The following is a 15,714-nucleotide window of genomic DNA, read 5'->3' on the forward strand; positions in this document are numbered from 1 at the left end:
AGCCCGTCACGCGTTGAATAGTGGTCATTTTACAAGGAAGCCAAATGACCGCTTATCATATCAATAGCCTCTCTGATGAGGCGATCCTCTCCCATATCGACAGCCTGTGTAACGTGCTGGAAAACTGCGTCGCTGGCGGTGCCTCTGTCAGCTTTATGCATCCGCTGTCGCGGGAAAAATCACATCAATTTTGGTCCAATGTGGCTGCAAGCGTAACGCGCGGCGAGCGGATTGTGCTGGTTGCGCAGGATGAGGCGGGCGAGGTTGTCGGCACCGTTCAGGTGGTGCTCGAACAGCCGGAAAACCAGCCGCACCGCGCCGATGTCTCGAAATTACTGGTGCACGATAAAGCGCGACGTCAGGGCCTGGCGCGTCGGCTGATGGCCGCGCTGGAGCGTGAGGCGCAGGCGCACGCAAAAAGCGTGCTGGTGCTGGATACAGCGACCGGCAGCGGGGCGGAGAACTTCTACACCGCCTGCGGCTGGCAGCGGGCGGGTGAGATCCCGCGCTATGCGTTAATGCCGGATGGAAATGTGACGGCGACGACACTTTTTTACAAGTTCATATAGCTGGGGTCAATAAGCCGCGCCGCTTTGATCAAAACAGGGTTTCATGGTTCTAAAGTCTGATAAGTTATTACACCAATCTTTCCAGGTTGTATGACTAATCTAAAAAGGAACTCACTGTGAACACATTAAACCGTCGCAATTTCCCCGGAGCTGACTATCCAGAACGTATTATTCAGTTTGGCGAAGGGAATTTTTTGCGCGCTTTTGTCGACTGGCAAATCGATCTGCTGAACGAGCACACCGACCTCAACGCCGGTGTGGTGGTAGTTCGTCCAATTGCGAGTGATTTTCCGCCCTCTCTGAGCATTCAGGATGGCCTCTACACCACCATTATTCGCGGTCTCAATGAGCAGGGCGACGCGGTGAGTGATGCGCGTCTCATCCGCTCGGTGAACCGGGAGATCAGTGTCTACACACAGTATGACGAGTTCCTGAAGCTGGCGCATAACCCGGATATCCGTTTTGTTTTCTCCAATACCACCGAAGCGGGTATCAGCTATCACGCAGGGGATAAATTCGACGATGCGCCGGCGGTAAGCTATCCGGCAAAACTGACTCGTCTTCTGTTTGAACGCTTCCGCCAGTTTGCCGGCGCGAAGGATAAAGGCTGGATAATCATTCCGTGTGAATTAATCGATTATAACGGCGAAGCGCTACGTGAAGTGGTGCTGCGCTATGCGGGCGACTGGGCGCTGGGCGCGGAGTTTATCGAATGGCTTGAGAGTGCAAACAGCTTCTGCTCGACGCTGGTTGACCGCATTGTTACCGGTTATCCACGCGATGAGGTGGCGAAACTGGAGGCGGAGCTGGGCTATCAGGATGCCTTCCTCGATACCGCCGAGCACTTCTATCTGTTTGTGATTCAGGGGCCGAAATCGCTGGCCGCTGAACTGCGTCTGGATAAATACCCGCTTAATGTGCTGATTGTGGATGACATCAGGCCATATAAAGAGCGCAAAGTGGCGATCCTCAACGGGGCGCATACGGCGCTGGTGCCGGTCGCGTTCCAGGCGGGTATCGATACGGTTGGCGAAGCGATGAGCGACACGGAGATCTGTGCGTTTGTCGAGAAGGCCATTTACGAAGAGATCATTCCGGTATTGGATCTACCGCGCGATGAGCTGGAGTCTTTCGCCAGCGCGGTGACCGGGCGTTTCCGTAACCCCTATATCAAACACCAGCTGCTCTCCATCGCCCTGAACGGCATGACCAAATACCGTACCCGCATTCTGCCGCAACTGCTGGCAGGGCAGAAAGCCAGCGGTAAACTCCCTGCGCGTCTGACCTTTGCGCTGGCGGCGCTGATTGCGTTCTATCGCGGTGAGCGTGACGGAAAAAGCTATCCGGTGCAGGATGACGCGCACTGGATTGAGCGTTACCAGCAGTTGTGGAGCCAGCATGGTGACCGTCAAATTAGCACCCGCGAATTGGTGACGGCGGTGCTGTCGGTAAGCGATCATTGGGAGCAAGATCTTAGCAAGGTGCCGGGCCTGGTGGAGCAGGTAACACTCGATCTGGATGCGATTCTGCTGCGCGGTATGCGCGAAGCGGTAAAACCGCTCTGCTGATAGCTGCCTCTAAAATGCCGGATGGCGCTCGCGCTTATCCGGCTTACACACCACTCGTCCCCGTAGGTCGGATAAGACGCCGCCGTCATCCGGCTCTCCCACACACCACTCGTCCCCGTAGGCCGGATAAGACGCCGCCGTCATCCGGCTCTCCCACACACCACTCGTCCCCGTAGGCCGGATAAAACGCCGCCGCCATCCGGCACTCCCACATACCACTCGATCCCCGTAGGTCGGATAAGGCGAAGCCGCCATCCGGCAAAACAGCGATAGCTGAAATTACGCCTCTAGTTACAACATACTATTAGCGAGTTGTATAACAGGTTCCAGCAACCTATGCGCTAATACTTCGTCAGGCAGAACGAAATTGCGTCACAATCTATTAGCAAACTTGCAACTGTGACATCGATCACGTTTAATAGCCGCTGCGCTCCTTTTCCTCCTGAATAATTATGATTGTCCGTCCTGAAAAACACTGGCTTGCTCGTCTCTTCGTCTGGCATGGCTCTGTCCTGCCGAAAATCGCTTCACGCCTGACCATGAACTTTCTGCTTTCGGTCGCCGTCATCTGGATGCTGCCGTGGTATACCTCGCTGGGCATTAAACTGACGGTCGCGCCGTTCAGCATTCTCGGTGTGGCGATTGCTATCTTCCTCGGTTTTCGCAATAACGCCTGTTTCGCCCGCTACTCAGAAGCGCGTCTGTTGTGGGGCCAGTTGATGATCGCCTCGCGTTCGCTGCTGCGGGAAGTGAAAACTACGCTGCCTGATGAGGGCGATGTGCGCCATTTTATGCAGCTGCAGTTCGCCTTTGCTCATGCGCTGCGCATGACGCTGCGACGCAAACCGCAGGGTGATGTGCTGTCAAAATATCTCTCTGCCGATGAGTTACGCCAGGTCTTAAACGCCCATTCACCGGCCAACCGTATCCTGCTACTGATGGGGCAGTGGCTCGGCGAGCGCAGGGCGCAAGGAGCGCTGTCGGATATTCTGTTTCACAGTATCACTCAACGCTTACACGACATGTCGGTCATACAAGCTGGCTGCGAGCGAATCTTTAATACGCCGCTGCCTTTTGCCTATTCGCTGATCCTGCACCGCACGGTCTATCTCTTCTGCATCATGCTGCCATTTGCACTGGTGGTGGATCTGCACTTTATGACGCCTTTTATCTCGGTGCTTATCTCCTACACCTTTATCTCGCTCGATACGCTGGCGGAAGAGCTGGAAGATCCCTTTGGCGAAGAGGATAACGACCTGCCGCTGGATGCCTACTGCAATGCAATTGAAATCGACCTGCTGCAGATGGTCGACGCCGACGATCTACCGGTCAAACTGACACCGGACAAAAATTATCAATTGACCTAAACTTACAGGGGCGTAAGCCGTAAGATTTTTTCACTCTCCTGGCTCAGGTCATTTAAAAGAGGGACATGTGATGGAAAAGTCCGACAAAACCTTCTCGTTCGCGCTGACATTTATCGTTGGCCTGTCACTGCTTGCCACGGCATGGGATATTTCGCTCTTCAGCAACCTGCCGTGAGCCATCTGTCAGCAGCGCCTGCGTCTCTTGCGCCGGGCGCTGCAACAGTGCAATCGCCTCTTCAGCTGACGTGACATTGGTGTAACCAATAATTAAGCCGTAACGTGGTGAACTCCCCCTGTACCATTCTGAAAGCGGGCTGACCTGCAATTCATGCCTTTGCCAGAGTTGCGCCAGCGCCACATCCTGCGTGCTATCACGCAGAAAGGCGATGATATGCATGCCGCCGTCGCGAACCTCCACATCAAATGTCAGCGGATAAATCTCCGCCAGCGCCCCCAGCACAAACCCGCGCCGGGTAGAGTAGAGGTTACGCATCTTCTTCAGATGCTTATAAAAGTGGCCTTCGCCAAGGAAAGCGGCGAGGATTTTTTGCGTTAATAGCGGCTGGCCGCTCTCGATAAGTTCAGCGGTTTGTTTGAACGGTGCGAGCAGCACTCGCGGCAATACCAGGTAACTGGTACGCAAGGAGGGCAGCATAGTTTTACTAAAGGTGCCCATATAGATAACCCGGTCATCATTATCGAGGCTTTTCAGCGCCGGAACCACTTTGCGGGTGTAGTGAAACTCGCCATCGTAGTCATCTTCAACAATCCAGCTATTACGTTGCGAAGCCCAGGCCAGCAGCTGCTGTCTGCGGGGCAGAGAGAGGGTGACCGCCAGCGGGCTTTGGTGTGACGGTGTCACAAAAATGAAGTGGGCGTCGCGATGATTGCGCAGCAAATAGTTGATATCGAGGCCGTCATTATCTACCGGCACGCTGTGCAGCTGCGGGCACATATGCTCCAGGATGCGCTGGCCTAAAAAGTAGCCCGGCTCTTCATACACCACTTTCTGCTGGGTGCATGCAAGCAGGGTGAGGATCAGCCGCAAGTTGTGCTGATACCCGCCGGTAATTACCACCTGATCAGGGCTGCAGGCGAGCCCGCGTGAAACATTGAGATAGTGGGCGATAGCATCACGCAGCGGCGCGTAGCCCATTAGCGGTGGCGCGAGCATTTCGCCCGGATGCAGCGCGCGCACGGCTTTGGCACTGAGCAACAGCCATTTTTTACTCGGGAACGCATCCAGCGCCGGAATGCCGAGGCGCAAGAAACCGGTCTGTTTACGCTCGGCATCGCCAAACACTGACGCTGGGGTGGAAAGGGAGTTATCGCTGGCTTTGCGCTTGACCGGCGGTAGCACCAGTTGAGGATTGACGCGCGTGCCGCGCGCGCCATCGCTGACCAGAAATCCTTCGCCGACCAGGATCGACCACGCCGTTTCCACGGTTTTTCGCGCCACGCCAAGTTCGCTGGCCAGCACGCGCACCGAGGGGACTTTATCTCCGGGCTTAAGCAAACCTCGTATAATGCTCTCCCGGTACTGCGTATAAATAGCTCTGTATCCCGGCTTCATGTCCTACCTGTTTTTCGCTTTTTTGCATCTTTCACCTGCGACATTAGTCCGTAATATAGCCCCCGTTGAAACAATAAACGAGGCAAATAATATGAGCACCCGTATCAATCTCTTCCAGCGCGTTCCTGACCTGATAAAAGCCCTTTCCGAAGCCAGCCAGGCCTCACACAATAGTGGCCTCGACAGCACGCTTAAAAACCTGGTGGATATTCGTGCCTCGCAGCTCAACGGCTGCGCTTTCTGTCTGGATATGCACATTAAACAGGCACGAATTCTTGGCGAGCGGGAGTTGCGGCTGCACCATGTTGCTATCTGGCGCGAATCGCCGTTATTTACTGCGAAAGAGAAGGCGGCGCTGGAACTGACCGAATCCCTGACCCGACCCGGTGTAGAAGGGGTAAGCGATGCCGTTTATGACGCGGCACGTGAACATTTTGATGAAGTGGCGTTATCAGAACTGGCGTTTGCTATCTCGCTTATCAACACGTGGAACCGTTTGATGATTGTGTCGCAAACCGCACCGGGCGCGCTGGATAAAGCCTACGGCCTCGATCGCGCGAATCTCGAATAGCCAACGCCAAATTGCTGGGTTTTGTAGACCGGGTAAGCGCAGCGCCATCCGGCAACACAGGCCCGTACCAATGCAGAATCGGTGGGGATTTTGTAGGCCGGATAAGCGCAGCGCCATCCGGCAATACAGGCCCGTACCAATGCAGAATCGGTGGGGATTTTGTAGGCCGGATAAGCGCAGCGCCATCCGACAACACAGGCCCGTACCAATGCAGAACCGGTGTGGGTTTCGTAGGCCGGATAAGCGCGAGCGCCATCCGGCAACACACCCCGGCTTAATAAGCCGGGGTGACGTGTTCTCCGCCCATTAACGCGCCAGCTGGAAAAAGCGCACCGAGTTGCGCAGCCCCTCGCTCTGTTCAGTCATTGACTGGGCGGCCACTGCTGCTTGTTCCACCAGCGTGGCATTCTGCTGGGTTACCTGATCCATCTGATCGATGGCGACGCTGATCTCCTTAATGCCCCGGTGCTGTTCGGTAGAAGCGGCAGAAATATCGGCAACAATATCCGTCACTTTGTTTACCGACATGACAATCTCCTCCATTGCACGACTGGCGGTATCGGCAAAACGTGACCCATCGGTGATTTTCTCCACCGTTCCCTCAATTAACTGCTTAATCTCTTTTGCCGCATCGGCGCTCTTTTGCGCCAGGTTACGTACCTCGCCTGCCACCACCGCAAACCCTTTACCTTGTTCACCAGCACGCGCGGCTTCTACGGCGGCGTTGAGCGCCAGAATATTGGTCTGGAACGCGATACCCTCAATCACCGAAATAATGTCGACAATCTTCTGCGAGCTGTCAGAGATCTCATGCATGCGCGTCAGCATGTCATTCACCTCTTTGCCGCCTTTAACCGCGGTGGCGGATGTCTGGCGTGCCAGCTCGCTCGCTTTGCGGGCGTTCTCCGCATTACTCTTCACGTTTTCCGTGATCTGCTGCATGTTCGATGAGGTCTGCACCAGCGAGGCCGCCTGCTCCTCGGTGCGCTGCGATAAATCATTGTTACCCTCGGCGATCTCGCTGGCGGCATGGGAGATAGATTCACTGCCCTCAATAATGCCGCGGATAATCTCCGCCAGCTGGCTGTTCATATATTTAATTGTCGCCAGCAGACTATTGCTGTCACCTTCACGTAAATCGACCGCCGTCTCCAGTTTGCCGGAGGCCACCGCCTGCATAATTGACATAGCGTAAGCCGGTTCGCCGCCCAGTTGATGCGCCAGGCTGCGCGAGATAAAGAGGGCGCTCACGCCTGTGGCGATCAGCGCCAGCAGCAGTAAGCCGACCAGCAGATAAAGCGCCTGGTTATAGTTATTCTGCGTCGTTTCACCCATACGATCGCCGATAGCCACCTCCATATCGACCAGCGTGGCCAGATCTTTCATTAGCTGCGTCCGGTATTTCGCCGATACCGCGCCGCTAATTTTTGCTGCCTCTGCCGCGTCACCGTGATTCATCGCCTCAATCACCTTCGCGTTAACGTCGATAAAGTTTTTGAAGTTATCGACCACCGTAACAAACAGCGCGTTCATCTCTGGCGGCGCACCGGCAGAGATTTTTGCGTACTGCCGCTGGGCATTGAGAAATGTCTCCTGATTTTGCAGCAGCTCCCTGCGATGTTGATCGAGAGACTCGGGGGTTGTCGAGGCGATGTACTGCACCTGTTGCAGGCGCATCTCCGCGAGTACACCGCGCATCTCGAGGGTGTAGCGAATGCCTGGCATACGCTCCTGACGAAATTTATCAATTTGTTGTTTGCTGGCGTGGAGTTGATAAATAGAGACAACACCAACAATTAACATCATCACAATAAGAATAGAGAAACCAACGAGCAGTTTCGTTAATACAGTCGCGTGCGCAATTTTTTTCATGATCCTGGTTTTTTAAAAAGAGTGGTATGAGTAATAACGGCATAAACCATAAAAAGATTGAGGTTAAAACCAGATCGGCATCACATATCGCGCTGATATTTTGAGGAATATCTCACGGCAAGAGGAATTGCATTTAAGGAAAAGAGATGTGTTAATTAATGTAAAGGTGAGATGTTAATTTATTGAAATAATATTTCACTTAAAGCGCAAAGCTATTCTACGCGCACGCCAGCCGTGTGCGAATAATTAGCCTTTAAGGCTCAAAGGCAATTCATCTGCCCACTTTGTCGCTTGCGTCATTAATTCCGACACCGCTGAGTAAGGCAGGCCAATATTGCGGGCAATCGCGCTGGCTTCATCCCACAAGCGTTGTTCATACACGCGTGCCAGTTGAACGTAGGGGTAGAGTTCGCCGCTCTCTTTCTCCAGCGCCGTCGCCACATCTGGCGAAACGGAGATCTGCTCCATCAGCTCTTCAAGCGGCAGGCCGAGGATTACATCCAGCAGGGAGAAGAGCCCCACCAGAAAAGCGTCGTTGGCGACGTTGTTACTTGAGGTACGCGCCGCCACCAGCTCACAGAACTTGGCGCGGATCAGGCTCAGATAGTAAATTTCGGTATTGGTGACGTTTTCAAAAGAGGTAAGACAGGCGACCAGCACGAAACGGCGCATCTCATTAATACCAAGGTAAACGACAATGTCGCGTAAGGACTGGTTACGAAAGCCGCTAATCCCGCGGGTGTTATATAAGATGTTCTGCGCGTAGCGCATGATCTTAAACGACAGGGAGACATCCCGTTTCAACAACTCTTCAATGCGGTTTAAATTCGGCGACTCAACGTTCACTTCCTGCATCAACCGCAGCGCAAAGGCGCGATTCTGCACCAGTTTATTGCGCTTTGAGACCACCGGTTTGCTGAAGAAATAGCCCTGGAAGAGGCGAAAACCCAGTTTTTTATAGGCTTCAAACTCCTCATAGGTTTCCACTTTTTCCGCCAGCAGCACCGCGTGGCGCAATGCATCGCGGTTGGCATTGACCCAGGCGTCAATCTCTTCGAGCGAGCTTCGTCTGATATCGAACTTAATCACATCAATATAAGGCAGGAAAGCGTCCCACTGGTTGCCAGGCGCGAAATCGTCGAGGGCGACGCGAAAGCCGAGGTTCTGCAGACGTTTTACTGTCTCCAGCAGTTGCTTGTCCGGCTGCGCATCTTCGAGGACTTCGATCACTACGCGGTTTTTAGGCAGCGTTTCGGCAAGGCCTTCAATCAGTAACTGGTAGGGGAAATTGACATAGACCGTCGTCAGATCGTTTTTACGCCCGACAGGCGCGCTGAGAAACTGCTCTTCGATCAGCTGGGTCGTGGCTTGCTCGGCAGAGATCTCCGGAAAACGGTTATCCATGCTATTGCGAAACAGCAATTCGTAACCGACGGTGTTCAGTTGGTTATCAAAGATCGCCTGTCTGGCCACAAAAGAAAACATTCACCACCCCGTACACCGTGTACTTTTGTATAAATATTACAAATATATAAGCTTATAACACGCCCTGAATAGCGGAAGCGTGCGTCTGGTACTAAAAAAGTGACCTTTAGCGCTAAAAATATAGGACAGCAAAGCGGTAAGTGTACAGGTAATGAGGATATTCTTAAGCGTAACCGCTCAAAGTAGCAGCATGGCGCTGTAAAAAACGGCAATTATGCAGGAAAGGGACAGCGAGGCAGGGATAAAACAGGCGCTGCGCCTGCGAGACAGTCAACTTCACTGTCCGGCATGGCGCAGCGCCAATGGTGCGGGATCAGGTACGCGGCGTCTGTTCACCCGGCGCGGTGGCATGCACTTCGTTGACGCGCTTACGCACGCCAAACCAGCCAGCAACCAGCAGAACGGCGATCAGCGGAATGGAACCGATGGTGAAGGTGCCGTTCGGATAATCAAACGCCATCAGCACCAGCACGCTGAGCAGGAACAGCAGCGTCAGCCAGGAGGTTACCGGTGCGCCCGGCATCTTAAAGCTGACATCGGCTGCTTTGCCTTCGCGGATTGCTTTGCGCAGGCGCATCTGGCACACCACGATAAAGCCCCAGGAAGCGATAATCCCCAGCGACGCGACGTTAAGCACAATCTCAAACACCTGCGACGGTACGAGGTAGTTCAGGAACACACCCACAATATAGACGCAGATTGTCGCCAGAATACCGGCATACGGTACCTGCTGACGGCTCATCTTCGACATAAACTTCGGTGCGGAACCGCCCATCGACATTGAGCGCAGGATACGCCCGGTGCTGTAGAGGCCGGAGTTAAGGCTGGAGAGTGCGGCGGTCAACACCACGATATTCATAATATCGCCAATGTAGGGCACGCCAAGTTTCGAGAAGAAGGTGACGAACGGGCTTTGCCCAGCCTGGTAAGCATTCCACGGCAGCAGCAGCACCAGCAGCACAACCGAGCCAACGTAGAACAGGCCGATACGCCAGATCACGCTGTTGATCGCTTTTGGCACCATGGTCTGCGGCTCTTTACATTCGCCGGCAGCAGTACCGACCAGCTCAATAGAGGCAAAGGCAAAGACCACGCCCTGCACCAGCACCAGCGCGGCCATCATGCCGTGGGGGAAGAAGCCGCCGTTGTCGGTAATCAGATGGAAGCCGGTACTATTTCCGTCCAGCGGCTTGCCGGTGCCGAGGAAAACCGTTCCGACCACCAGGAAAAGCACAATCGCCAGCACTTTCAGCAGCGCAAACCAAAACTCCATCTCGGCGAACCACTTCACGCCGATCATGTTCATGGTGCCGACAATCGCCAGCGCGCCGAGGGCGAAGACCCATTGCGGCACGTCGCCAAAGGCGCCCCAGTAGTGCATGTAAAGCGCAACGGCGGTGATATCGACAATGCCGGTCATTGCCCAGTTGATGAAGTACATCCAGCCGGCGACGTAGGCGGCTTTTTCACCGAGGAACTCACGGGCGTAAGAGACGAAGCTGCCGCTGGAAGGGCGGTGCAGTACCAGTTCGCCCAGCGCACGCAGAATAAAGAATGAGAAGATACCGCAAACGAGATAGACGATAGCCAGCGATGGCCCGGCCATTTGCAGACGCGCGCCGGCACCGAGGAAGAGACCGGTACCTATTGCGCCGCCGATGGCGATCATTTGTACATGGCGGTTACCCATCGCCTGGCTGTAGCCCTCTTCATGAGAGTTCAGCCAGCGACGTTTTGCCGCGTGATGCTCCGTGGTGTTGTTGTTCTCTGTTTTCATTGCATTACCCTGTTGACCTGTCTGACCTTGCGGAATGTCTCAAGCCGCAGCACAAAAACCACACGATTTGCACCGTCGGCTACACGTTCTCTCTTTCCATTGTTTCTGTGTATGGATAAGGGAAAACATGGCGCAGCATCGTAACCGCAATCGTTTACTGACGCAAAACATACCCAGCCGTAAACAGCACACTATTAGTCGAAATTGTGAAGTCAACTCCATCAAGCAGAGGAAATGATTCAAGATGGCGAAAAATGCAACAGAAAAAACCACAACCATAAAACGGTGTTTTACCCAGCCCGCACCGCTATTCAGCTTTATTTATTTCGCCAGCTAATGGCTTTAGCGCCTGGCTACGCTGGCTTTGCAAATTTTTTGCTTACCAAATGTAAATTAATTGTTTCACGGCAGATTCGGCGCGCGCCAGTATTGGCTCATCTTCTCTGACACGAGAGCGTACCATGTCTTACCGACTGAGTTTGCTGGATAAAAGCCCCATCGCGGAACATGAGACCGCGCAGGACGCGCTCCTGCGCACGCTGCAACTGGCGCAGCAGGCGGAAAACTGGGGTTATCATCGCTTCTGGATAGCCGAACACCACAACACCTCACAGCTGGCAAGCCCGTCTCCGGAGCTATTAATTGCCTGGATACTTGGCCAGACGCGGCGTATCCGTGTCGGCTCCGGCGGCGTGATGCTGCAACACTACAGCCCCTACAAAGTGGCGGAAAATTTTAACCTGCTGGCAAACCTCGCCCCGGGGCGCGTCGATCTGGGCGTGGGTAAAGCGCCGGGCGGCTTACCGCACTCAACCCGCGCTTTGCAGCAGGGGGTGAATCCCGAAGAGAAGGGGCGTTTTGCCGATCAGCTGGCGCAGCTGGACAACTGGTTGTCGCTGACTCCGGACGACAGCGCGGATGAATCTTTACTGGCGACGCCGCTGGCGGCGATCCCGGCGGAGCGTTTCCTGCTCGGTGCGAGCCTTGAGAGCGCAACGCTTGCCGCCTCTCTCGACTGGAACTTTGTCTACGCCGCACATTTGAACGGGGATAAGGCACTCCTGCGTGACGTTGTCACGGCATGGCAGCAGCAAAGCCGCCGCGACACGCTGGTCGCTGTACAGGTGATTGTGGCCGAAACCCAGGCGCGGGCAGACGCGCTGGCGCAGCAGGTGGAAGTGTGGGGCGTTGAACTGGCGAACGGGCAAAAAGTGAGCGTGGCGAGTGAGGCGCAGGGGCAGGCTTTTGCCCGTCAGGCGGGCAGCCCAGCTGTGCGCATTGCGCGGCGCGAAAGTGCAATCCTTGCCGGTACGCCAGAGACGGTGCGGGCCGGGCTGGATGCGTTGCATCAGCAGTTTGGCATTAACGAATTTATTATCGACACGCCGGTAGCAGAAGGACGCGCGCGTTTAACCTCGCTCCTGCTGTTGGCGCAGGCGGTCGTGCAGACGCAAACCCTACAGGAGGTGACGGGATGAGTTTTACCGAACAGTTGATTGCGTGGCGGCGGGAGCTGCACCAGCATCCCGAGCTTTCTCTCCAGGAGATTGAAACCACGCGGCGCATTCGCCACTGGCTGGAGCATGCCGGGCTGCGCCTGTTGCCGCTGGAACTGCCGACCGGAGTGGTGGCGGAAGTCGGAAGCGGCGATAAGGTGATTGCGCTGCGTGCCGATATCGACGCGTTACCGATTGAGGAGGCGGTCGACTCGCCGTTTGCCTCGCGCAACCCCGGTGTGATGCACGCCTGCGGCCACGATATTCATAGCAGCGTGATGCTCGGCGCGGCGCTGCTATTAAAAGAGCGGGAAGCGGAGCTGACCGGCAGGGTACGCATCCTGTTTCAGCCCGCGGAAGAGAGTTTTGGCGGCGCGAAACGGCTGATTAAGGCCGGGGCGCTCGAGAATGTGAGCGCGATTTTCGGCATGCACAACGAGCCGGGCCTGCCGGTCGGCGCATTTGCCACCCGCGGTGGTGCCTTTTACGCCAATGTCGATCGCTTCAGTCTGAAGGTAAGCGGCAAAGGGGCGCACGCGGCGCGGCCGCATGAGGGCAACGACGCCATTCTGCTCGCCAGCCAGCTGGTTGTGGCGCTGCAGAGTATCGCCAGCCGCAACGTCAACACCCTCGAATCGGTGGTGTTAAGCGTGACGCGTATTCAGGGCGGCAATACCTGGAACGTGCTGCCGGAGCATGTCGAACTGGAGGGAACCCTGCGTACCCACGATGCGGCTATTCGCGCACAGGTAAAAAAACGCGTTGAGGCGATCGCCGCCGGGCTGGCGCAGGCTTTTGATGCCACTATCGCCGTGACCTGGTTTGACGGCCCGGAGGCACTGGTCAATCACCCGCAGTGGGCGGATTTTGCCCGCGAGGTCGCCGACGAGCAGGGATACCGCACCGCAGAGGCAGACCTGCACATGGGTGGTGAGGATTTCGCTTTCTATCTGCAGCAGATACCCGGCGCGTTTGTCAGTATCGGCAGCGACAGCCCGTACGGCCTGCATCACCCCGCGTTCAATCCTGATGAAGGGCTGATTGATGAGGCGGCGCGCTACTTTGCCCGCCTGGCAGAGGAAGCCTTACAGCACCTTTAACCAACCTTTTAATAACCTGGGGCGCTGGCTCCGGGCCACCTGTTGCCTGAATTCCGGAGGGAGTATGTCTACAGCACGACAATTGCGGCTTGGCACCATCTTGCATGGCGCATCGGGAAATATGTCCGCCTGGCGACACCCTGCGGCGGTCGCCGACGCCAGTATCAATTTTGACTTTGTGCAGGAGACGGCGCGGATCGCGGAGCAGGGGAAACTCGATTTCTTGTTTGTCGCTGACGGCTTATATATCAACGAAAAATCGATCCCGCACTTCTTAAATCGCTTTGAACCGCTGACGGTGTTGTCGGCGCTGGCAAGTGTCACCCGCCATCTTGGCCTGGTGGGCACGCTCTCAACCTCGTACAGCGAACCCTTTACCGCGGCACGGCAGTTCGCCAGTCTCGATCACCTGAGCCATGGCCGGGCAGGCTGGAACGTCGTCACCTCACCGCTGGAGGGCTCGGCAAAAAATTTCTCCCGCGAAGAACACCCCGATCACGCTCTGCGTTACCGCATTGCCGATGAGTATCTCGATGTGGTGAAAGGGTTGTGGGACTCCTGGGAGGAGGACGCCTTTATTCGTGATAAAGCGAGCGGGCAATTTTTCGATCCGGCAAAGCTGCACACCCTTAACCACCACGGCGACTTTTTCCAGGTCGCAGGGCCGTTAAATATTGGTCGCACGCCGCAGGGGAGGCCGATTATTTTCCAGGCCGGCGCCTCGGAAGATGGCAAAAAACTGGCGGCACGCCATGCCGATGCCATTTTTACCCACCATGAAACGCTGGCCGAGGCGCAGGCCTTCTACCGCGACGTGAAACAGCAGCTGGAAGGGCACGGGCGGCATCACGACGAGCTGCACATTTTCCAGGGCGTCAGTGTAATTGTCGGCGACAGCGAAGCGGATGCCGAGCAGCAGTATCAAACCACCGCCGCGCTGGTCTCCATTACTGATGCGCTCAACTACCTCGGGCGCTACTTCGAGCACCACGACTTTAGCCAGTACCCGCTCGATGAACCCTTCCCGGAGATTGGGGATTTAGGGCAGAACAGCTTTCGCAGCACCACCGATGAGATCAAGCGCAATGCCCGCGAACGCCAGCTGACGCTGCGCCAGGTAGCGCTGGAGAGCGCCTCGCCGCGCCCGCGTTTTTCCGGCACCGCTGAACAAGTGGCCGACGGCTTGCAGCAGTGGTTTGAGAGTCGCGCCGCCGACGGGTTCATTATCCAGGGCGGCACGCCGGATACTTTCCCGCGCTTCGTCGAAAAAGTGGTGCCAATCCTGCAAGCGCGCGGTCTGTTCCGCACCGACTACCCCGGCACAACCCTGCGCGAAAGTTTAGGCCTGGCGCTGCCCGTACACCCCCGGTCAACACAATAGAAGAAGAGAACGCTATGCAGACACGCACCCTTTTACTGGCGGCCACGCTGGCATTGTCGCCGCTGGCGCAGGCCAGCGAGGTGACCATCAACGGCACCGGCGTTAGCCTTGAGGCCAATTCCACGCCGATTCATACAGCGAAAAACCCGCAGGCGATAAGCCAGTTACCGCAAGGGTACCGCTTTGTGCAGCCGGGTAAATTCACCGTCGCGGTTGCAGCGCTTAACTCGCCGCCACTGACGGTATTTGCCGCCGATAACAAAACCCTGCTCGGCAGCGAAGTGGATATCGCCCGGCTGGTGGCGGACAGCCTCGGGCTTGAACTGAATGTGGTGCCGACCTCCTGGGAGGACTGGCCGCTGGGCGTGGCCTCCGGCAAATATGATGCCGCGATCAGCAATATCACCGTCACCCAGGCGCGCAAAGCGAAGTTTGATTTCGCTACCTATCGCAAAGACTCCCTCGGTTTTTATGTCAAAACCGCCAGCCCCATTAAACAGATCCAGCAGGCGGCGGATATCGCCGGGCTGCGCATCATTGTTGGCTCCGGCACCAATCAGGAGGCGATCCTGCTGGCCTGGAACGCGGAAAACCTGAAGAAGGGGCTGAAACCCTTTACCCCGGTCTACACCAAAGATGACGCCGCGCAGACGCTGGCACTGCAATCGGGGCGCGCGGATGCCTTCTTTGGCCCCAATGTCATTGGTGCCTGGAAAGCGGCGCTGACCGGCAAAACCCGGTTGGTGGGTAGTGTCGACGGCGGCTGGCCAAAAGCGGCGCATATTGCCGTGACGTTGCGTAAAGGCAACGGGCTGGCACCGGCGGTGCAGAGTGCCCTGAATGGCGCGATGGCGAGCGGCGATTACGACAAGGTGCTCAACCGCTGGGGTGAAGGGGTAGAGCGTATCGCGCAATCTGAGATCAACCCGCCAGGCCTTGGCGATTAAGGAGCAGA

The 15,714-nt window shown here is 56.0% G+C and carries 11 protein-coding genes and 1 pseudogene; 8 read left to right on the forward strand and 4 right to left on the reverse strand.

Annotation, left to right across the window (positions count from 1 at the left end):
- Positions 1–44 precede the first annotated feature (44 nt).
- From HF650_RS11130 to HF650_RS11140, 3 genes are all read left to right on the forward strand, one after another.
- Positions 45–569, forward strand: coding sequence for a GNAT family N-acetyltransferase (locus HF650_RS11130; protein WP_187802415.1), 525 nt, complete (start codon positions 45–47; stop codon positions 567–569).
- Positions 570–685: 116 nt separating this feature from the next.
- Positions 686–2,137 carry a tagaturonate reductase gene (locus tag HF650_RS11135; protein ID WP_187802416.1) on the forward strand — a complete coding sequence of 484 codons (1,452 nt, stop codon included), beginning with the start codon at positions 686–688 and terminating at the stop codon, positions 2,135–2,137.
- A gap of 452 nt (positions 2,138–2,589) precedes the next feature.
- Complete coding sequence (locus tag HF650_RS11140) at positions 2,590–3,504, forward strand: bestrophin family ion channel (protein ID WP_187802417.1); 915 nt, start codon at positions 2,590–2,592, stop codon at positions 3,502–3,504.
- A 124-nt stretch (positions 3,505–3,628) separates the two neighbouring features.
- On the opposite strand, the gene HF650_RS11145 is transcribed toward HF650_RS11140, so the two are convergent.
- Positions 3,629–5,077, reverse strand: coding sequence for a PLP-dependent aminotransferase family protein (locus tag HF650_RS11145; protein ID WP_187802418.1), 1,449 nt, complete (start codon positions 5,075–5,077; stop codon positions 3,629–3,631).
- A gap of 91 nt (positions 5,078–5,168) precedes the next feature.
- Here HF650_RS11145 and HF650_RS11150 point away from each other — a divergent pair, with 91 nt between their 5' ends.
- A complete protein-coding gene (locus tag HF650_RS11150; protein ID WP_187802419.1) occupies positions 5,169–5,648 on the forward strand; it encodes a carboxymuconolactone decarboxylase family protein in 480 nt (159 codons plus the stop codon).
- Positions 5,649–5,954: 306 nt separating this feature from the next.
- Here the strand turns inward: HF650_RS11150 and HF650_RS11155 are convergent, their stop codons facing one another.
- The 3 genes from HF650_RS11155 to ansP form a co-directional block, all read right to left on the reverse strand.
- Complete coding sequence (locus tag HF650_RS11155) at positions 5,955–7,520, reverse strand: methyl-accepting chemotaxis protein (protein WP_187802420.1); 1,566 nt, start codon at positions 7,518–7,520, stop codon at positions 5,955–5,957.
- A gap of 246 nt (positions 7,521–7,766) precedes the next feature.
- Complete coding sequence (locus HF650_RS11160; RefSeq protein WP_187802421.1) at positions 7,767–9,005, reverse strand: EAL domain-containing protein; 1,239 nt, start codon at positions 9,003–9,005, stop codon at positions 7,767–7,769.
- 313 nt (positions 9,006–9,318) lie between these two features.
- Entirely contained in the window at positions 9,319–10,782 is a 1,464-nt protein-coding gene (gene ansP, locus HF650_RS11165) for an L-asparagine permease (RefSeq protein WP_187802422.1), read from the reverse strand.
- Positions 10,783–11,016: 234 nt separating this feature from the next.
- Between ansP and HF650_RS11170 the strand changes: the two genes are divergently transcribed.
- From HF650_RS11170 to HF650_RS25260, 4 genes and pseudogenes are all read left to right on the forward strand, one after another.
- A complete protein-coding gene (locus HF650_RS11170) occupies positions 11,017–11,229 on the forward strand; it encodes a hypothetical protein (RefSeq protein ID WP_187802423.1) in 213 nt (70 codons plus the stop codon).
- Positions 11,230–11,243: 14 nt separating this feature from the next.
- Positions 11,244–12,260 carry an MsnO8 family LLM class oxidoreductase gene (locus HF650_RS11175; protein WP_187802424.1) on the forward strand — a complete coding sequence of 339 codons (1,017 nt, stop codon included), beginning with the start codon at positions 11,244–11,246 and terminating at the stop codon, positions 12,258–12,260.
- Positions 12,257–13,378, forward strand: coding sequence for an amidohydrolase (locus tag HF650_RS11180; protein WP_187802425.1), 1,122 nt, complete (start codon positions 12,257–12,259; stop codon positions 13,376–13,378). The genes HF650_RS11175 and HF650_RS11180 overlap by 4 nt, the downstream gene beginning before the upstream one ends.
- A 64-nt stretch (positions 13,379–13,442) precedes the next feature.
- Positions 13,443–15,706, forward strand: a pseudogene (locus tag HF650_RS25260) (NtaA/DmoA family FMN-dependent monooxygenase).
- The last annotated feature ends 8 nt before the right edge of the window (positions 15,707–15,714 follow it).

Origin of the sequence: Kosakonia sp. SMBL-WEM22, assembly GCF_014490785.1 — a bacterium.
In the GTDB taxonomy this organism is placed as follows: domain Bacteria; phylum Pseudomonadota; class Gammaproteobacteria; order Enterobacterales; family Enterobacteriaceae; genus Kosakonia.